Genomic DNA, 18,117 nt, shown 5'->3' with positions numbered 1-18,117 from the left:
TAGAATTTGATTAGAAACCAATTTCAAGCCGTTTAATGGTTACTTTAGTGGTAGAATTAGCCATTCAAAAGTGTTTTTAGGGTGTTATGAATGTATTATTGGTAGAAGATGACGTTGAACTGGCACAGTTCATTCAGAAGGGTTTACAGTCGGAGGGCATTCCCGTTTCGATGGCTTACGACGGAATCATAGGGCGCAGTTTGGTCAATGAGCACAGCTATGATGTGGTGGTGCTGGATGTAAATATTCCAGGCCTAAATGGGTATGATTTGTGCCGATTTATCAAACAAAACTGGCCCGCCATTCCCGTGATATTATTAACGGCGCTGGGGAGTCTTGACAACAAAGTACTGGGGTTTGAATCGGGAGCCGATGATTATCTCACCAAACCTTTTGCTTTCAAAGAACTGGTATTCAGACTAAAAGCCCTTGCAAGGCGGCATTCTTCCCGCCCGCTATTACCCAAACGCCTGACCCTGCTGGACTTGGAACTAGACACGCAATCGCATCAGGTTTGGCGGGCAGGTCAGCGCATTACTCTGACCGCCCGGGAGTACGCCCTGCTGGAGTACCTGTTGGTGAATCAGGGGCGCGTAGTGAGTCGAGTGAGCATTCAGGAAAATGTGTGGGATGTACATTTTAATACCAACACCAACGTAGTAGACGTGTACATCAATTACTTGCGTCGAAAAATAGACACCGTAGAGCCAAAACTCGTTCATACCGTTTTTGGGGTTGGATACATGATTGGGGCTGAGCCATGAGCATCAAAGAAAAAGTGACGATTGCGTTTGGGTTATTGGTAGCCACGATACTCGTGCTGTTTTCTTTATTTATTTTTGAAGCCTACGAATCGTACCGCCGTTCGATGATGCGTACCCGGCTGCAACGCCGTGCGCTCTCGGCCCAAACCTATTTTCTGAATCGCAGTGAATTTCACCGGTTCAGCTTTCTCATTTTGCCCGAGCAAAAAGAAATGATTTTTGACGTTGAAAACAATCTCATTTATTCCTCCACAGGTCCGCACGACTATGTACCAACCAAAGACCTGCTCCGGGAAGCGCGCCGTAAAGAGATGTATTTTACCTACAAAACGCCCGAATGGCCCTCCCCCAAAGAAGGCGTAGCGCTGTCTTTCAATTACCAAAACCGAAATTATGTGGTCGTCGTAACGGCTTATGACCTCAACGGGCACCAGACCAGCACTAACTTATTTGCCATCCTTTTGGGCGGCAACATTTTATCATTGGCGGTAATTATATTAGCAGGCTTTTTGTTTGCGCGGCGGGCCATGCAGCCGTTTGACCGCTTAATCAGTCAGATAAATACCGCTACCGTCAACGATTTTTCATTTCGTCTATCTTATAAAGCCGAACCCGACGAAGCAAGTTACTTGGCGGGCTCATTCAATCAACTGTTGAGTCGGCTACAAAAATTGGCCGTCAGCCATGAGCATTTTATTGGGTATGCTTCCCACGAAATCCGAACGCCGCTGACGGTCGTAAAGGGAATGTTGGAAACGGGCCTCGCCTACGACCAAACCCCCGAAGCCACCCGCGAGAGCATGGAAAAAGCGCTGCATCGGCTGGAAGACGCCATTGAGTTGGCCAATTCGCTCCTGCACCTGACGGAGGTAGAAGGGCTAAACCCTAATCGACTCATGGAAGATGTCAATTTGGTAGATACGATTTTGGACACCGTGGGCTATTTTCAGGAAAAGTACCCCCATCAACAAATTGATTTGCAATTGACCGAAGTATTTATCGAAAACAGCCCGCGCATTAAGGTGGTCGGCAACAATAGCTTGCTGCGCACGGCTTTGATAAATATTATTGACAACGCCTGTAAATACTCTGATTTTAAGCCCGTACAAGCAGTGATCACCTGCCAACCATTCTGGGTCATAATTGATATTATTGACCAAGGAATCGGCATTCCCAACGCCCGACTTTCAGAGGTATTTTTGCCCATGATGCGGGCCGAGAATGTAGGAACGATAAAAGGCTTTGGGCTGGGCCTGACGTTGGCCGAAAAAATCGTTACCATTCATCGGGGTGTGCTAAATATTCAATCTATCCCCACAGAAGGCACCACCGTTTCGGTCCGTTTGCCAGCCATTTCAATATAAGATGCTTGGTAGTGGTGTCAAAAAAAAACATGACCCGCTCTCAAAGAGAACGGGTCATGCAACAACTTTACCCTACTTGAATAAATCTTCAAAAACCGCTTTCACGGCTCACTTTATCTTTCATAACATTGAGTTGACTATAGAATACAGGAACACACTGGTTGCTGAACTCTTTAGACTACGGTAGCAAAGTAACATAAACTTTTATTCATTTTTATCCCTAAAAGCCGTGAATCCTACCTATTCACCGGTGAAACCTACCTATTTGCCTGCGAAATTAACCTTTTGGCGGGTGAATTTATCGCTCAAAATACGACTCGCAATTTTGAATTTTTAGAAAACGGCTGCTTTTTTGGAAGCAGGCATGGCACTTTCAATGCCTCGACAACGATACCTGAGTAGGTGCTTGACGAATGAGGTCTTTTCGTTGATAAATTCGAATACTGTCAATTTCCTTGACGAAAGAATAGTCTCTTGCTACCATACGATTCAATACTAGGTAAGATTCATGCCGCTGCGATTTTAGCGTAAACATCAAATTGTTAGGTCCTACCGCATCCAAGAATAAAGCGGGTTGGTTTTCTTGAAGATTCCGAATGTATTTTTCAAGGTACACCGCCTGAAACGAGTTCTTCATAATACTACGTTGCGAATGCGTTTCTGCCGTTCCCTGCCGCCTTTGACTTTCAACGTATAAACGGCAGTTCCAGCCCCACACGGCAATGCAATCTGTCGGTTTAGTAGCTTGTTGAATCCATACGGCAACGGCTGATTGTTGCAAACGGGCATAACGCGGAAAAACCGCGAGGTAAGGATTAATCTTGAAGGCTACCGAAGCCCCTCTTCCCACGTCATTGTTACTCATTGGCGGAAAGGTCACTAAAGCCACACTGTAGGTACTGAAATAGCCGTACAGAGTAAACCGTAGAAAAATAAAGAAGAATATCGTCGCCATAAACACCCAAGTTGGCCACCTGTTTTCAGGAGAACCGTTCTCTTTTAGCAACGGCGAAAGACAAACGCCGAGCATCCAGCCCAGAGGAAAAACGGCAAAAAGCAGGTAATGACTAAATTGCGTTTCGGGTTTAAAAACCGCAAAAAGAGACAGCCCCAACGTAACCGCCACCATGACCACAATCCATTGATAGCCTCCCGTTTTATTGACAAAAGGATTGACCTTCAAAAACCGCAGCAACAACAACGGCACAATCAAAGCGAAGAGCGCAAGAATATCAAGATGATGCCCCAGATAGGTTGGCAGGGCAATGAACCTCTCCCAAAGTGTATGGGGCAACATCGTTGAATATTGGTTTAATTCTTCATAACCAATCAAATTTGCCAGCAAATAGTAGGTATAAAAGTCATCTAATACGCCATAGTGGGCGCATACCATAAGAATGATACCGATACTGCTCGCTCCGCCGCCCATCAACATAAAAAGTGCCCCGTAGTTGGGTCGCTGGGCTCGAAGCAGAAAAAAAGCAAGAACCAACAACGGACCCGCAATAACTGGCAAAGCCTGCAACTTGCAAAACGGAATCAACCCCGCCATAAAACCCATCAGGTATAAGTCAATCGGTGAGCGTTTTGCGCCACTCATCCACCGACAAGCAATGTAGAAGCAAGCCGTCAATAAGGGCAGGGCAGCCAGTTCACTGCTGTAATGCAGAAAATCAGACCAAGTTGTCCAACCAAAGAAGACGGCAACCGCCAGGGCGGTCAAACGAGTGACGATTGGCGTAGACATCCGTTGTAGACTGCGATAAAAGAAGTAAAAAGCAACTAAAATCAATGCCAATGCGGTGATGCGGGCCGCCGTATAATCGAGGGGAAGACCCAAAACGGCGGGTAACAAAAGCGCATAACTGTTGAGCGGGCCAGAAGTAGTGCCATCTACCGACGCCCAGAATATGGGTTTTTGCCTTAGCGTAATGGCCTGCGCCATCATCTGGCTTTCGTCGGGGTTGAGTTCTTCATTGAACCCAATACTCGGAATCCGGAGAAATATAATCATCACCACGAGCAGTCCAAAATGACTTTTTGCGGACATTTTAGCGGTATAATCAGGCACAAGGCCCGAGGCAAGTCCCAAAACAATGAGTAAAACAAATCCGATTGAATAATAGATGAATGGCCATTCATCAACAAACCAACCTATTCCATAGTGCACCATTCAGTCAGTTTAAATTAGGGAAGTGTGGGCAAGTAATTAAGCAAATTTATTCGTGAAAAGTTGCAGTGGCGCGAAGAGCATAAAAGATTGATTATCTGTAATTTATCGTCTCTTTGTGAAGTTTAAATTAATTATGCATATATACTTATTTACGGCCTAATAATTAGGCCATAACATTCAGATTGTCAATTTTTTAATCCTTTGTATTTATGCAATAAAATAACGTGCATTTAGTCTTCAATTAGGGAATAATCCAAGAAAAAAGTGTTATGTATATTTTGCCTTTTTTTACATAAATCACGGGTTTTACTACTCCACCCATAAGCACGGAAGTTATGCCCTATTGACAAAATCAATACTTTTAATTTACTTTGTAAACAAAAGTACTTTTTGAAACATTTTTATATTTACCTTGCTGTTTCTGATTGAAAAAACGAAAACAAATCTAAATTCATAAAATGAAATACTTTGCAGCGCCTGATTCCATCGTTCGGAAAATATGGGGCAAAGCCGACACAATCCTATTTATCTTTGCGGGCGCCTCCGCCGAGTTTGCGTTAAACAAGGCCGTAGATTGGCTTTATTTCACGGGCAAACTCCCCTCCGACCCGCTGGGGCGTTTATTTTCAACCGTTTCGTACGCCCGGCAAATCGTTTTTTCGGAGTATAGCGAGGCCCTTTTTGCCATTGACAAAATCGCGGCGATTCATCAGGGCGTTGAGCAGAAAAGAGGTGCTCAAATCCCCGATTGGGCCTACCGCGACGTTCTTTTTATGCTTATCGATTATTCCATCCGTTCGTTTGAGTTACTGGAACGAAAATTGACCCATCCGGAAAAAGAGGAAGTATTTGAGGTATTTTACCGCGTCGGGGCAAGAATGGGCATCAAAGGCTTACCCGTACATTTTGATGAATGGCTAAAAATGCGCGAAGAACACATCCAAGAAAACTTACTATCAAGCCAATTCACCCTTGATCTTTACCAGCAGTACAAAAAACATTTAGGTTCATTCCGATTTTTTTTGCTCAAACAAGCGCAGATTTTGGTCGTTCCTCCAAGGGTAAACAGGCTACTTAGGCTCGGCAAATTCCCCATTTTTGCGTCGGCAATTGGCACCTACAAGCTTCTAAGATTACTAAAAGTAGAGAACTACCTCAAAAATGTGATTTTGCCCGAAGCTTACAAACCACAAATTGCGGCATTGGACGTTGTATAATATCAAGCCGAAATATTAAAACATCTTCGACAAAGTGGACGTTAATTCAACTAAATGCCAAATTACAGGAACGGTTTTATTTGAGTTGGGTTTATATCTACACAATGATTGATACTATGTTGATGTTGCAGCGGATATTTCTGCTTTTTTTGATGGGCTTTTTTGGATTGGCCGCTCCCTTGTTGGGACAGGATAGTCGGTTCAAAAATTTTATAAAAAAAACAATATCAGACACTACCGCCCCTGGCAAACCCAGTTACCGGTTTTATCCTACGCTGGCTTACGCGCCCGAAACTAGCTTTGAGTTTGGGGTATCGTCGCTCCTGCTTTTTCAGGCCAAAAATGATACCCTCAACCGCCTAAGTGAAGTGCAAGCGTTTGGCTTTGTCACGATGAAAGGCCAATATGGCCTATGGGTCGATAATGCCATTTATGGAGACCAAGACAATTGGTTTTTGCTAGGCCGAATGCGCTTCCAGAAGTTTCCGCTTCTCTATTATGGCATTGGGCCAAAACCCCCAGCTAAAGCGCCCGCATTGATCGACGCCAACTATCTTTTGTTCCGGCAACGGGTTTTAAGAAAAATCATTCCCAATCTTTTTGTGGGTCCCGAAATCGACTACCAGCAGCTCTACAACACGGCGTTTGAACAGCCCAAAGACCACCTCTACGAAAAACCTCTAGGCACCAACGGAACCATTAATGTGGGTCTGGGAGTAGCGTTGGTGTACGATAACCGTCACAATGTGCTGAATGTAAGAAAAGGCCTTTTTGGTGAACTCTCCTATCTTAAATATCATCCAAGCATTGGCAGCGAATATACATTTCACGGTGTCAATCTGGATGTGCGCTCCTATCATCCGACGAGCCCGCGCAATGTGCTGGCTTGGCAGGTATATGGCAATTTTTACGGGGGCAATATTCCCTTCAACCAACTGGCATTGATGGGTGGGGAAATGATTATGCGGGGGTATTATTCAGGCCGTTACCGCGACAAAAACATGATAGCCGCCCAGGTAGAACATCGCTGGTTGCCCTTCGGTTTTAGCAAGCGATTTGGGGCCGCTGCTTTTGCGGGAGCGGCCGTTGTAGCCCCCAAAATCAGCAAATTTTCTACCCAATACATCCGCCCTACTGCTGGCGTAGGACTGCGTTATTTGCTTTTCCCAAGGCGGGATATTTATGTCCGATTAGACGTTGGGTTCTCCGAAGACGGCCCCAACTTTTATCTGTTTACGGGTGAGGCATTCTGAGATTGTAGTTATGGGGTTAAGAGTCTTCTAGGAAATGTTATTTAAGCTCAATTAAGGCTTCAAAAGGGGTCTTTAAACTCCTTTCTGGGGGGGGGTAAAAAAATAAGAGTGTAAGTTGAAGTAAAATAATGCTTACACCTCTTTTTTCCCTTTGAAAAGCATCACTATATTTATTACTGTCTTCATACCAACGTTAAGAATGCAATTACTTTTTCTTTCTCTTGCCTTTATGGCGGTCATTTTAAGACTTAATGCCCAGAATGTTACCATCACTCCCACTGGGGTTACGCCCTCCTTTAACTACCCACGCCTCACGTATGATGCTATTTTGGCCCTATCTGGGCCAATTGAAGGCGATTTAGCGTATGACCTTACCTTTAAATGCCTTCGAATGTACAATGGAAGTAAGTGGGTATGTACACAGTCCAATGCTTCTGACTTTGCTCCTAATATTGCTGCACTGTCCAATGCAGAAGGCATTGGACAAGGTATTGCTGTTGATAATGCAGGCAATCTATATGTAACGGGAAACTACTCAGGCACTTCTGTTTTTGGGAATATTTCTATTACTTCTGTTGGAAACACTAATGATGTATTTATCGCAAAATATAATCGCAATGGGCAGGTCCAATGGGTGAAATCAGCAGGAGGAATGGGCACAGAATGGGGGCAGGAGATTGCAGTAGATGCGAGTGGAAATGTATATATAACAGGGCATTATACCGATACGATAGCATTTGAAAATATCACCTTTACTTCCGCTGGAAACAGTGATTTGTTTATCGCTAAATACAACACCAACGGTATCATACAATGGGTGAGATCGGCAGGAGGGCCAAACAATGACTGGGGAAACAGTATTGCCCTAGATGCTGCCGGAAATGCGTATATCACCGGGCATTTTCAGGGAACAGCCACTTTTGGAACAACGACCGTTACTTCTACACCGTTACCGTTTGACGATATACTTATTGCAAAGTATACCACCGACGGTAACTTTCAATGGGTAAAATCTGCCGGGGGGACCAGCGGTGATTTCGGTTTTGACATCGCGGCCGATTCCGGTGGAAATGTATACGTGACAGGTACTTATTCGGGAACTGCATTTTTTGATGGCACTCCGCTCACCTCTGAAGGTACCAATGATGTGTTTTTGGCAAAATACAATACCAATGGCGGAAAAGAGTGGGTACGTTCGGCCGGAGGATCAAGCATTGAGAGGGGACAGGCCGTTGCCGTAGACGGCAACGGTAATGTCTATATCAGCGGTACTTTTACGGAAACAGCACGCTTTGAAAATAAGTACGCTACCTCCTCAGGCGTTTTTGATATTTTTATCGCAAAGTATACATCAAACGGAAGTATTCAATGGCTGAGAAGTGCCGGGGGGACAAATTATGAGAGCTGTGAAGATATAAAGGTTGATACTGACGGCAATGTCTACCTAACGGGCGCTTTCCATACTTCTGCGATGTTTGGAGGTACAACGCTTTTTTCAATAGGATATGATGATTTATACGCCGTAAAATATAATACAAACGGAGATTTTCAGTGGGTAAGGTCGGCGGGGGGGCTGATTAAGGATTATGGACAAGGCATAGCGATTGATACTTCAGGCAATATTTTTGTTGTCGGAAATTTTGAAAACAAGGCCGTTTATGGAAATCAGACCGTGACCTCTGCCGGCAATGACGGTTTTGTGGTAGCCCGAATTGAAAAGTTTTGATAACTAATCCGACAGTTTTAGGGCTCGAAATTAGTAAAAGCCCATGGGCTTGCATTATTTTGTGAGAATACCTGTACCATAAAAATCATAGGGTAGTCGTCATTCAACGTTGACGGACTCCCTTGCTATTCCACCCCCTAAATCAATGGAAAAAAAAAGCCTGTCCGAAAGAGACATCTGCACCAAGTTTATTACGCCCGCACTCGAAAAAGCAGGCTGGAATAAATTGACTCAGTTTTTGGAGGAGGTTTCGTTTACCGACGGCAAAATCTACGTGCGTGGCAAAATGACCGCCCGGGGCGAACGCAAACGTGCCGACTACGTGCTTTATTACAAGCCCAATATTCCCATTGCCATCATTGAGGCCAAAGACAACAAACATTCCGTGCGGGCTGGGATGCAACAGGCGCTCAACTATGCCCGCATTTTGGACATTCCCTGCGTTTTCAGCAGCAACGGCGACGGCTTTCTTTTCCATGACCGCACCGCCACCGATGCGCAGATAGAAGAAGAATTAGGTTTGGATAACTTTCCTACGCCGCAACAGCTTTGGGAGAAATATAAAAAATACAAGGGCATCACTACGCCCGACGCGGAGAAGATTGCCGCGCAGCCATATTACGCCGACGGCAGTGGACGCAACCCACGCTACTATCAACAAATCGCGGTCAATCGTACCGTGGAAGCTATTGCCAAAGGTCAAAATCGAATCCTGTTGGTGATGGCTACCGGAACGGGGAAAACCTACACGGCCTTTCAAATCATTCACCGACTTTGGAAAAGCGGGGCAAAAAAACGGATTCTCTTTCTGGCCGACCGAAACGCGCTGATTGACCAAACCCGACGGGGTGACTTCAAGCATTTTAAGGATAAAATGACGGTGGTCAAACACCGCCAAATTGACAAGAGCTACGAAATCTATCTGGCTTTGTACCAAGGGCTTTCGGGTTCAGATGAAGCGGCCAACGTTTATAAACAATTTTCTCCCGATTTCTTTGACCTCATTGTCATTGATGAGTGCCACCGGGGCAGCGCCAATGAAGACAGCGCTTGGCGCGAAATTTTGAGTTATTTCAAAAATGCCACACACGTCGGCTTGACCGCCACGCCCAAAGAAACCGAAGAAACCAGCAACAGCGAATATTTTGGCGAACCGGTTTATACCTATACCCTCAAACAAGGCATTGACGACGGCTTTTTGGCTCCGTATCAAGTAGTACGGGTAGCACTCAACGTGGATGCCGAAGGCTGGCGACCCGAGCAAGGCAAAACCGACAAAGCGGGTAACTTGGTGGAAGACCGCGTGTATAATCGCTCGGACTATGACCGAAAATTGGCGATTGACGAGCGTACAGATACCGTGGCCCAAAAAGTTACGGAATTTCTGAAAGGCTACGACCGCTTTGCCAAAACCATTATTTTTTGCGTGGACATTGACCATGCCGAACGAATGCGCTCGGCCATAGCCCGCCACAATGCCGATTTGGTGGCCGAAAACTACAAGTACGTGATGCAGATTACGGGCGATAACGACGAAGGCAAACGCGAGCTCGACAACTTCATTGCCCCCGAAGAACGCTATCCCGTGATTGCAACCACTTCTGAATTGATGACCACGGGCGTAGATGCACAAACCTGCAAAGTGATTGTATTGGATGCCAACATCAATTCCATGACCAAGTTCAAACAGATCATCGGACGCGGCACCCGAATCAACGAGGAATACGGCAAACGGTACTTTACCATTCTCGACTTCAGAAATGCCACCGACCTGTTTGCCGATACGGCCTTTGACGGTGACCCGATTCGGGTAAAGCCAGTAGGCGAAGAAGAAGACCTGAGCGGCATCGTCGAAGAGGACGCCAACAATACCGAACCCATTATTGATGAAGTAACAGGGGAGGAAATTGAGATGACGCCCCAACCGCCCGTGATTCGGTATCCAACCCTTCCCAGCAGCGGCGATACATTGCAGGAACCGCGCCAAAAAGTGTACGTCAACGGCGTGGATGTGTCGGTGCTGGTGAGTCGGGAGTTGTATTTTGATAATCATGGCAAACCCATTACTACGAGCCTGAAAGACCATACGAAGGGCATTATTCAGGGAAAATTTGCTTCGTTGGATGATTTTTTAAATCGTTGGAATACCACTGAACGTAAGGACGCTATCGTGGCCGAACTGCTCGAACAGGGCGTTATGGTGGAGGCGTTGTATGAAGCGGTGGATAAAGAAGTTGATTTATTTGACTTAATTTGCCACGTCGCCTACGACCAACCGCCGCTGAGTCGGAAGGAACGGGCCAACAACGTGAAGAAGCGCAACTACTTCACCAAGTACGGTCCCCAATCCAAGAAAGTGCTGGAAGCCCTGCTCGACAAATACGCCGACGAGGGCATTACCAACATCGAAAGCATGGACGTACTCAAAGTAAAACCGTTGACCGACTTCGGCTCGCCCGTGGAGATTTTGAAGGAGTTTGGCGGGAAACCTAATTATTTGAAGGCGATTAAGGAATTGGAAAATGAACTATACAAAACAGCCTAAACTGGGATTAGGCGGATTTTAGGATTGTAGGATTTTTTTTATTTGCCTAATCGGCAAATTCCTGATGATTTGAATTGCAGGATTTTTTTAATGTGCATATTCGACAAAAAATACAATGAAGCACGAAGAGTTGACGCATAAAATCATTGGTTGTGCCATGAAAGTACATTCGATATTAGGCTCTGGTTTTCAAGAGGTTATTTATCAACGGGCGTTGGCTATTGAAATGGAAAAACAGGGTTTGGGTTTTGCTCGCGAAATGGAAATGTCTATTTATTATGATGGCATACACATCGGCACGCGCCGCGTTGATTTTTTTGTAGAAAACAAAATTATGGTAGAACTAAAAGCCGTATCGGTGCTTGATGATGCTCACCTTGCCCAAGCCATTAATTATTGCGAAGCCTATAAATTACCCATTGGTTTGCTCATTAATTTTGGCAGTAAAAGCCTTGATTTTAAACGGGTATTCAACACTAAACATCCCGAAAACAAACGATAACCTAAGACGAATAGGATTTAAGGATTGTAGGATTATTTGCTTAAAAACCTTAATCCCTAAATACAAAATCTAAGATTAATAGGATTTAAGGATTGTAGGATTTCTTTCAACCCTCCCCTGAAAAGTCTCTAAAATTCCATCAAATCATTTTAATTAATCCTAAAATCCCATAAATCCAAGTACAGACAATATGAGTAACATAAGTGGCGTAATCAAAAGCATCCGCGACATCATGTGGCAGGATACGGGCCTCAACGGAGATGCCCAACGCGTGGAGCAGCTCGGCTGGATGCTTTTTCTTAAAATATTCTCCGACAAGGACTTAGAGCTGGAATTGCTGGACGACACCTACACCTCGCCCATACCGGCGGAGTATCATTGGATACAGGAAAAGGGCAATTGGGCGGGCGACGACGAAGGCATCACGGGCGACGAGCTGCTGGAGTTTGTGGACCGTCAACTCTTCCCGGCCCTGCGCAACCTCGACGTCAGTATGGGCAACCGCCGGGCGCTCATTGTGCGGGAGGTGTTTGAGGGCAACAACAACTACATGAAAAGCGGCATCAACATCCGGAAGGTGCTGAACAAACTCAACGAGATCGATTTTAACGTGGCCAAAGACCGCCACGCCTTTGGCGAGTTGTACGAGGGCATCCTCAAAGAACTCCAAAGTGCGGGCAAAAGCGGCGAGTTTTACACGCCCCGCGCCATTACGCAGTTTATCACCGACATCATTGACCCCAAAATCGGCGAGAAGATTCTCGACCCCGCCTGCGGCACGGGCGGCTACCTCACCTGCGCCATTGAGCACCTCAAAGCACAGGCCAACAGCGTGGAAGACCGCCAAAGCATTGCCGAAAACGTACGCGGCTGGGAGTACAAACCGCTGCCGTTTCTGTTGGCCACCACCAACCTGATTTTGCACGACATCGAAGTGCCCAACATCCGTTTTGGCGATGCACTCGACCAACCGCTGAGCAATTTTACCGAGAAAGACCGCGTCCACGTTATTTTAGCCAATCCTCCTTTTGGCGGGATTGTGGCCAACAACAACGAAAACAACTTTCCCCAAAATTACCGCACCAAAGAAAGCGCCGACTTGTTTTTGGTCCTGATGATTCACCTGCTCAAACAGGGGGGCCGCGCGGGAATCGTGTTGCCCGACGGCAGCCTCACGGGCGAGGGCGTGAAGCTGCGCGTACGTCAACGCCTGTTGGAGGAGTGCAACCTGCACACCATTATCCGGTTGCCCAACAGCGTGTTTCAACCCTACGCCACAGTAGCGACCAACCTGCTTTTTTTCACGAAAGGCACGCCGACCAAGGAAGTTTGGTACTACGAACACCGCCTGCCCGAAGGCCAAAAATCGTATTCTAAAACCAAAACCATCCAAGCCAAGGAGTTTGAGCCCATCAAAGAATGGTGGGACAATCGCGCCGAAAGCGAGGTGTGCTGGAAGGTTGACATCCAAACCATTATCGACCGCAACTACGATTTGGACATCAAAAACCCCATAAAGCAGGAAGAAAGCCACGACTACAGCAGTGCCGAACTGATGGCCATGTTGGAAAGTTCATTTTCTAAAAGCCACGCATTGTTGGGGCAATTGAAGGAAGCGGTGCAGGGCTAAATGAGGGCTATTCGTATTCAAACAAACGAATGGGATAATCAGGGAAGTATCTATCAGTTGACACCATCGTAAAGCCCGTACTTGCCGCTTGGGCTATCAACATCCTGTCATAGATATCTTTGTGGTCTTTAACAGGTTGAATTTCATAAAAACGTTGGGAATGTTCGGCCGTTAAATTCAAAACGATTACCTGTAAACTTTGTACCGCTTCGTTGATAAAAGTAGAGAGAGGGACTTTTATTTTAAAAATGTGCGGTTTAGTATCCAACAAATAAGCCATTTCCCAAAAAGAAACCGAACTGACATACTTGATGGAACGAGGGTCTTCCAAAAGTCTGACAATCTTTTTAGGTAGAAGTTCCGGCTGTTGAAATGCTTTAATAAATACTTGAGTATCAAGCAAGTAGTTTCTCATTTTCTCAAAGCGTTATCAAAAACGGCATCGTAGTCAATCTCGGCCAAATACCTGCCTGCTCCCAATGTTATTTTTGGGTGTTGGGTGTTTTTCTTGGGAGATTTGCTGTTTCCTTCGTTCGTTTTGATTTTGGGCGTTATGGTTTTCATTGGTACCTGAGTTATATAGCCTTTCAACAAAGATAAAAAAAAATTAGTTTAGCCTCACAGACAAAGGCATAAACCACCTGAAACAAGCAGATTGACACAAAACCAACATGAGTAGAAAAATTGCCTTTTTTACTAAAATCATAAACAAAAAAGTCCTTGCGCGTGAGGAATCTTTTGCCAGCGTGGTGTGAGTAAGGATTGCGCGGGGAAGCTTTGGCAAAAGTGCCCTTCTTTTGTTACTTTTCTTGGGCAAGCAAGAAAAGTAAGGGCTCACCAAATTAAAAACAGCTAATAAATTAATCCGAAGCGATAAATAATTAACACATGAGTTGGAAAACAGTAAAGCTTGGAGATATTTTAAAACGAAGAAGAGAGACCATTAAGGTTCTTCCGGACCAAGAATACAAACTTGTAACGATAAAACTTTACCATAAAGGCGTTGTACTTAGAAACATTTCAAAAGGTTCTGAAATAAAGTCACCTATGTCTTCTATAAAGGCCGGTGATTTTATTTTATCAGGAATTGATGCACGTAATGGCGCATTTGGAATAGTACCCGATGAGTTAGAAGGAGCAATCATTACCAATGACTTTTGGTGTTTAGACCCGGATGAGTCTTTGATTGAAAAAGAGTTTTTACTGTTTCTGACCAGTACTGACTTTTTTGACCATATCTGCAAGCAAAGCAGCGACGGAACAACGCAAAGAATCAGACTTCAAAAGGACAAATTCTTTAACTTTCAGATAGATTTACCAACACTCGAAGAGCAAAAACTTCTTACCTCTAAATTTAAAACCCTTGAATTAAAGAACTCTGAACTCTCCACCGAACTCACGCACCAACTCGACTTGGTCAAACAACTTCGACAATCCTTCCTGCGCGAAGCCATGCAGGGCAAACTCGTTGCACCAACCCACGATGGAGAAACCGGCCAACAACTTTTAGCTCAAATCAAAGCCGAGAAAGCCCAACTCATTGCCGACAAAAAACTCAAAAAAGAAAAAGACCTGCCGCCGATTAAAGCGGAGGACATTCCTTTTGCCATTCCCAAGCATTGGACTTGGTGTCGGTTGGGGGAAACAAGCATAAATCGCTTAGGTAAGATGCTTGATGCTACAAAAAACAAAGGGCTATATTATCCTTATTTAAGAAATTTGAATGTCCAATGGCATTCATTTATACTTAATGATATTTTACAGATGAAATTTGAAGAACACGAATTAGAAGAGTATTCTGTAAAAAAAGGGGATTTGCTGATTTGTGAAGGTGGAGAGCCTGGACGCGCTGCAATTTGGGAATCCAATGACGAGTCCTTTAAATTTCAAAAAGCATTACATAGAGTGCGGTTCCTCGCTAATGTTCCAGCCAAATTTTACTTATTTTACCTCGAATTTTTATGTGTATCTAAGAAAATTCAAGATTACTTTACTGGATCTGGAATACAACATTTTACTGGTAAGTCATTAAATTTATTAACAATCCCACTCCCTCCCCTCTCCGAGCAGCGGCGCATTGTAGAAAAATTGGAGTCATTGATGCAAACCTGCGATGCGTTGGAGGCAAGCATCAAAAACAGTCAGCTGCAAAACCAACAGCTTTTACAGCAGGTTTTGAGGGAGGCTTTGAAGAGGTGAAGGATTAGGGCCCACTGTCAATATATTTGTTAGTTTTGTAGTGAATATTAAATCTTTACGAAAATGGCAACTACGCAAACATCACCATTGAAGCTCAACGAGGCGCAAATGCTGATACTTCAGCTCTTCCAACATCGGCACATGAATGAGGAAGAGTTGACAGCATTACGCCGTACATTGGTTCAGCATTTAAGCAAAGAGTTGGACATTGTAGTAGAAAGAGCAATGAAAGAAAAAGGCATTACAGTGGAAGACATTGAACGGGCTTCGGCAGAGATAAACGAACATCGAGGCAATTACCTAAAAAAAATCAGAAGTCAGCAATGATTAAAGCCGTTATTGATACCCATGGTCTGTTAAATTCAATTCCTAAAAGCGGTTCTTACAGATGGCTTTATGATGCTTTCATACGTGAGGAATTTATTTGGGTTTTCAGTAATGAAATCATTTCGGAGTATGCCGAGACCATCAACCGTGAGTTTGACGCACAGGCAATGGAAATTGTATTCTCTATCCTTCTAACTTCTATAAATACTCAACGTTACGAACCCTCTTATAAGTGGCAGTTGGTCACTACTGACCCTGATGATAATCGCAGCGGCGAACCGCAAATTCGTAGATTGCGCCATCGGTGCCAATGTAGATTATTTAGTCACCAACGACAGGCACATTCGTAATCTTCTCAAAATTACCGACCTTTTTCCACCTGTTCCGATAATTACTTTTGAGGAGTTTAAGGAAATTTTAGGCAGACAATAAGCACAAATCAAAGCATTCAGGTACAAAACCAACAGCTTTTGCAGCAGGTTTTAAGGGAGGCGTTGAGGAAGTGAGACTTTGAGAATCATCTCAAAAAAAGTATTTTTGAATAACCAATCATCAAACAATGGAATCGCTCATCATCACCCCCAAAAACAAGGTCGAACAGAAGCTGTTATCCGACCTTTTGGCCAAAATGAACGTAAAAGTGGCCGTACTGACCGATGAAGCCAAAGAAGACTTGGGCATGGCCACTTTATTAAAAGAAGCCGACCGTACCAAGAAAGTCTCTAAGGAAACCATCATGAGCAAACTGAGAGGCTGATGAAAGTAGAGTTCTTGGCCAAATTCGACAAAGACCTTGACAAATTGACAAGTCAGCGCGTAAAAGATGATATTATCTCCGCCATTTAAAATGTAGAACAAGCTCAAAAAATAGCTGATATCCAAAACATTAAAAAGCTTAAAGGGGCAAAAATTGCCTATCGTATCAAAATCGGCGAATATCGAATTGGTCTTTATATCGAAGGCAAAACGGTCGAGTTTGCCCGCGTAGTTCATCGCAAAGACATCTACAAATTTTTCCCTTAATCTTCAACAGGGAGTCAAAACCAACTTCTTTTGCCGCAGGTTCGGACAGCTGCTGTGGAGGCGTTAAAAAAATAATCCATGTTATCCTTAGATCTGAATAAGGCCGCCGAAGAGCGCATACAAAAACTTACCTCACAGATTGAATTGGTTCAATCAGCCTTTACGTCTCTTGAAGTGAATGGCCCCATTGAGTTTACCGTCAATGACCATCAGGCATTTTTGGGACAAATAGCACAAATTGACCAAGAAACAAGGCTGAATCAAAAGCCCGTGGTGTACGTAATGTACTTGAAAATCATAAAGAAAACGGCGAAACTCTTTTCAATCGACTTAGGGAATACAAAGCAAGGCCTGAATCAAAGGTCTTTGCTTTATCAAGAAGTAAAAAAGAGTTTGACAAAGACTCAATCGCCCTATATGTGGGCAGTGTCAAAAAAGACATTCTTTCCCGTATCAAACAGCATTTGGGAGTAGGCCCTCAAAAAACGTACGCCATGCATCTCAAACATTGGGTAGGCGAATGCCCTACGATACGATTTTACTACATACCCCTTGAAGATGCCGCACAAACCTACGAAGTAGAGGCTGCCATTGCCTCACAGTTAAAGCCACTTTTGGGAAAATCTGTAGAAATCTGATTCAAGCAAAGCGTTGGAGATCACAGTAGAAAGTGAAATACAAAGAAAAGGCATTACGGCAGAAGATATTGAGCGAACTTCGGCAGAGATGGCTTTATGATGCTTTCATACCTGAGGAATTTATCCGGGTTTTTCGTGGCTGATAGACTATTTGGGAAATGAAATGTATTTATGATGTAAAAATCAACTCTCAACAACAATGACTGTCATTATTCCGTCTAACGCCACTGAAAAGCAAATAGAGGCTGCATTGGAAAAGCTTAACAAAGCATCGAAAAAGTTTGATGTTGATGCCTTTTTCGGAAAGATGCAATGGGGGCAAGGCCCTCTGAAATTTCAACGGGACTTGAGAGGTGAATAGAGAAGATTATATTTTATTTGACACAAACGCTCTGATTCGCCTATTGGAAGGCGACCCGTTGGTAAAATCTTGGTAATAAAAGGCCCTGTATCTCCATCATTACCGAAATGGAGATACAATATAAGCCCAACAAGAATTCTTCCGAACGTCAACTTTTGAAGCAATTATTAGATCAGTTGGTTATTTTTGAAATAAATGAGCAAATTAAAAACCTTGCTATTAAAACAAGGCTGTCAACTTCTTTAAAACTGATGGATTCAATCATCGTTGCTACGGCTCAATGGATAAATCTGCCGTTGGTAAGCAGCGAAACTAAATTTAAGAGCGCGTCTTTGGTAGATATTGTACTGTTAAGCAATAGAAAAACCCAATAAATTTTATCTGCTTGACAAAAA

Annotated in this window: 19 protein-coding genes; 16 read left to right on the top strand and 3 right to left on the bottom strand. The window is 44.2% G+C overall.

What is annotated here, in order from left to right:
* Nucleotides 1-86 precede the first annotated feature (86 nt).
* Together GVN20_RS14635 and GVN20_RS14630 are read left to right on the top strand one after the other, a co-directional pair.
* Entirely contained in the window at nucleotides 87-764 is a 678-nt protein-coding gene (locus GVN20_RS14635) for a response regulator transcription factor (protein WP_114065893.1), read from the top strand.
* On the top strand, nucleotides 761-2,128 hold the full coding sequence (locus GVN20_RS14630) for a HAMP domain-containing sensor histidine kinase (RefSeq protein WP_166559045.1): 1,368 nt from the start codon (nucleotides 761-763) through the stop codon (nucleotides 2,126-2,128). The genes GVN20_RS14635 and GVN20_RS14630 overlap by 4 nt, the downstream gene beginning before the upstream one ends.
* 373 nt (nucleotides 2,129-2,501) lie before the next feature.
* On the opposite strand, the gene GVN20_RS14625 is transcribed toward GVN20_RS14630, so the two are convergent.
* Nucleotides 2,502-4,301, bottom strand: a complete 1,800-nt coding sequence (locus tag GVN20_RS14625) for a hypothetical protein (protein ID WP_166559044.1) — start codon at nucleotides 4,299-4,301, stop codon at nucleotides 2,502-2,504.
* 458 nt (nucleotides 4,302-4,759) lie between these two features.
* Here GVN20_RS14625 and GVN20_RS14620 point away from each other — a divergent pair, with 458 nt between their 5' ends.
* The 6 genes from GVN20_RS14620 to GVN20_RS14595 all read left to right on the top strand — a co-directional run bounded on the left by GVN20_RS14620 (nucleotide 4,760) and on the right by GVN20_RS14595 (nucleotide 13,174).
* Nucleotides 4,760-5,518: an oxygenase MpaB family protein gene (locus tag GVN20_RS14620; RefSeq protein ID WP_166559043.1), complete on the top strand. Its 759-nt coding sequence runs from the start codon at nucleotides 4,760-4,762 to the stop codon at nucleotides 5,516-5,518.
* Between the two features lie 104 nt (nucleotides 5,519-5,622).
* Nucleotides 5,623-6,771: a BamA/TamA family outer membrane protein gene (locus tag GVN20_RS14615; protein ID WP_229599074.1), complete on the top strand. Its 1,149-nt coding sequence runs from the start codon at nucleotides 5,623-5,625 to the stop codon at nucleotides 6,769-6,771.
* A gap of 199 nt (nucleotides 6,772-6,970) precedes the next feature.
* Nucleotides 6,971-8,497 carry an SBBP repeat-containing protein gene (locus GVN20_RS14610; protein WP_166559042.1) on the top strand — a complete coding sequence of 509 codons (1,527 nt, stop codon included), beginning with the start codon at nucleotides 6,971-6,973 and terminating at the stop codon, nucleotides 8,495-8,497.
* Nucleotides 8,498-8,642: 145 nt separating this feature from the next.
* A complete protein-coding gene (hsdR, locus tag GVN20_RS14605) occupies nucleotides 8,643-11,042 on the top strand; it encodes an EcoAI/FtnUII family type I restriction enzme subunit R (RefSeq protein WP_166559041.1) in 2,400 nt (799 codons plus the stop codon).
* A gap of 115 nt (nucleotides 11,043-11,157) precedes the next feature.
* On the top strand, nucleotides 11,158-11,544 hold the full coding sequence (locus GVN20_RS14600) for a GxxExxY protein (protein ID WP_166559040.1): 387 nt from the start codon (nucleotides 11,158-11,160) through the stop codon (nucleotides 11,542-11,544).
* Nucleotides 11,545-11,734: 190 nt separating this feature from the next.
* Nucleotides 11,735-13,174, top strand: a complete 1,440-nt coding sequence (locus GVN20_RS14595; protein ID WP_166559039.1) for an N-6 DNA methylase — start codon at nucleotides 11,735-11,737, stop codon at nucleotides 13,172-13,174.
* A 7-nt stretch (nucleotides 13,175-13,181) separates the two neighbouring features.
* On the opposite strand, the gene GVN20_RS14590 is transcribed toward GVN20_RS14595, so the two are convergent.
* A complete protein-coding gene (locus GVN20_RS14590) occupies nucleotides 13,182-13,589 on the bottom strand; it encodes a type II toxin-antitoxin system VapC family toxin (protein ID WP_166559038.1) in 408 nt (135 codons plus the stop codon).
* Nucleotides 13,586-13,738: a hypothetical protein gene (locus tag GVN20_RS14585; protein WP_166559037.1), complete on the bottom strand. Its 153-nt coding sequence runs from the start codon at nucleotides 13,736-13,738 to the stop codon at nucleotides 13,586-13,588. Before GVN20_RS14585 ends, GVN20_RS14590 begins: the two co-directional genes overlap by 4 nt.
* A gap of 324 nt (nucleotides 13,739-14,062) precedes the next feature.
* On the opposite strand from GVN20_RS14585, the gene GVN20_RS14580 reads away from it, so the two are divergent.
* The 8 genes from GVN20_RS14580 (at nucleotide 14,063) to GVN20_RS14545 (ending at nucleotide 18,096) form a co-directional block, all read left to right on the top strand.
* Nucleotides 14,063-15,373, top strand: coding sequence for a restriction endonuclease subunit S (locus tag GVN20_RS14580; protein WP_166559036.1), 1,311 nt, complete (start codon nucleotides 14,063-14,065; stop codon nucleotides 15,371-15,373).
* Between the two features lie 63 nt (nucleotides 15,374-15,436).
* On the top strand, nucleotides 15,437-15,700 hold the full coding sequence (locus tag GVN20_RS14575) for a hypothetical protein (protein ID WP_166559035.1): 264 nt from the start codon (nucleotides 15,437-15,439) through the stop codon (nucleotides 15,698-15,700).
* Nucleotides 15,697-16,050 carry a putative toxin-antitoxin system toxin component, PIN family gene (locus GVN20_RS14570; protein WP_229599073.1) on the top strand — a complete coding sequence of 118 codons (354 nt, stop codon included), beginning with the start codon at nucleotides 15,697-15,699 and terminating at the stop codon, nucleotides 16,048-16,050. Before GVN20_RS14575 ends, GVN20_RS14570 begins: the two co-directional genes overlap by 4 nt.
* 209 nt (nucleotides 16,051-16,259) lie before the next feature.
* Nucleotides 16,260-16,457: a hypothetical protein gene (locus tag GVN20_RS14565; RefSeq protein WP_166559034.1), complete on the top strand. Its 198-nt coding sequence runs from the start codon at nucleotides 16,260-16,262 to the stop codon at nucleotides 16,455-16,457.
* Between the two features lie 344 nt (nucleotides 16,458-16,801).
* Nucleotides 16,802-17,197: a hypothetical protein gene (locus GVN20_RS14560; RefSeq protein ID WP_166559033.1), complete on the top strand. Its 396-nt coding sequence runs from the start codon at nucleotides 16,802-16,804 to the stop codon at nucleotides 17,195-17,197.
* A 20-nt stretch (nucleotides 17,198-17,217) separates the two neighbouring features.
* Entirely contained in the window at nucleotides 17,218-17,361 is a 144-nt protein-coding gene (locus GVN20_RS14555; RefSeq protein WP_166559032.1) for a hypothetical protein, read from the top strand.
* A 199-nt stretch (nucleotides 17,362-17,560) separates the two neighbouring features.
* A complete protein-coding gene (locus tag GVN20_RS14550) occupies nucleotides 17,561-17,722 on the top strand; it encodes a hypothetical protein (RefSeq protein ID WP_166559031.1) in 162 nt (53 codons plus the stop codon).
* Between the two features lie 89 nt (nucleotides 17,723-17,811).
* Nucleotides 17,812-18,096: a PIN domain-containing protein gene (locus tag GVN20_RS14545; RefSeq protein WP_310586824.1), complete on the top strand. Its 285-nt coding sequence runs from the start codon at nucleotides 17,812-17,814 to the stop codon at nucleotides 18,094-18,096.
* The last annotated feature ends 21 nt before the right edge of the window (nucleotides 18,097-18,117 follow it).

The sequence above is a fragment of the Runella sp. CRIBMP genome (assembly GCF_009905605.1).
Classification (GTDB): domain Bacteria; phylum Bacteroidota; class Bacteroidia; order Cytophagales; family Spirosomataceae; genus Runella.
The sequence above is the reverse complement of the archived record's forward strand: the minus strand, read 5'-3'. Positions and strand labels throughout refer to the sequence as shown.

What these genes read in the sequence shown, in the direction of transcription:
- GVN20_RS14635 (WP_114065893.1), top strand. Translation starts at nt 87, where the DNA reads ATGAATGTATTATTGGTAGAAGATGACGTTGAACTGGCACAGTTCATT.
- GVN20_RS14630 (WP_166559045.1), top strand. Translation starts at nt 761, where the DNA reads ATGAGCATCAAAGAAAAAGTGACGATTGCGTTTGGGTTATTGGTAGCC.
- GVN20_RS14625 (WP_166559044.1), bottom strand. Translation starts at nt 4,301, where the DNA reads ATGGTGCACTATGGAATAGGTTGGTTTGTTGATGAATGGCCATTCATC.
- GVN20_RS14620 (WP_166559043.1), top strand. Translation starts at nt 4,760, where the DNA reads ATGAAATACTTTGCAGCGCCTGATTCCATCGTTCGGAAAATATGGGGC.
- GVN20_RS14615 (WP_229599074.1), top strand. Translation starts at nt 5,623, where the DNA reads ATGATTGATACTATGTTGATGTTGCAGCGGATATTTCTGCTTTTTTTG.
- GVN20_RS14610 (WP_166559042.1), top strand. Translation starts at nt 6,971, where the DNA reads ATGCAATTACTTTTTCTTTCTCTTGCCTTTATGGCGGTCATTTTAAGA.
- hsdR (WP_166559041.1), top strand. Translation starts at nt 8,643, where the DNA reads ATGGAAAAAAAAAGCCTGTCCGAAAGAGACATCTGCACCAAGTTTATT.
- GVN20_RS14600 (WP_166559040.1), top strand. Translation starts at nt 11,158, where the DNA reads ATGAAGCACGAAGAGTTGACGCATAAAATCATTGGTTGTGCCATGAAA.
- GVN20_RS14595 (WP_166559039.1), top strand. Translation starts at nt 11,735, where the DNA reads ATGAGTAACATAAGTGGCGTAATCAAAAGCATCCGCGACATCATGTGG.
- GVN20_RS14590 (WP_166559038.1), bottom strand. Translation starts at nt 13,589, where the DNA reads ATGAGAAACTACTTGCTTGATACTCAAGTATTTATTAAAGCATTTCAA.
- GVN20_RS14585 (WP_166559037.1), bottom strand. Translation starts at nt 13,738, where the DNA reads ATGAAAACCATAACGCCCAAAATCAAAACGAACGAAGGAAACAGCAAA.
- GVN20_RS14580 (WP_166559036.1), top strand. Translation starts at nt 14,063, where the DNA reads ATGAGTTGGAAAACAGTAAAGCTTGGAGATATTTTAAAACGAAGAAGA.
- GVN20_RS14575 (WP_166559035.1), top strand. Translation starts at nt 15,437, where the DNA reads ATGGCAACTACGCAAACATCACCATTGAAGCTCAACGAGGCGCAAATG.
- GVN20_RS14570 (WP_229599073.1), top strand. Translation starts at nt 15,697, where the DNA reads ATGATTAAAGCCGTTATTGATACCCATGGTCTGTTAAATTCAATTCCT.
- GVN20_RS14565 (WP_166559034.1), top strand. Translation starts at nt 16,260, where the DNA reads ATGGAATCGCTCATCATCACCCCCAAAAACAAGGTCGAACAGAAGCTG.
- GVN20_RS14560 (WP_166559033.1), top strand. Translation starts at nt 16,802, where the DNA reads ATGTTATCCTTAGATCTGAATAAGGCCGCCGAAGAGCGCATACAAAAA.
- GVN20_RS14555 (WP_166559032.1), top strand. Translation starts at nt 17,218, where the DNA reads ATGCATCTCAAACATTGGGTAGGCGAATGCCCTACGATACGATTTTAC.
- GVN20_RS14550 (WP_166559031.1), top strand. Translation starts at nt 17,561, where the DNA reads ATGACTGTCATTATTCCGTCTAACGCCACTGAAAAGCAAATAGAGGCT.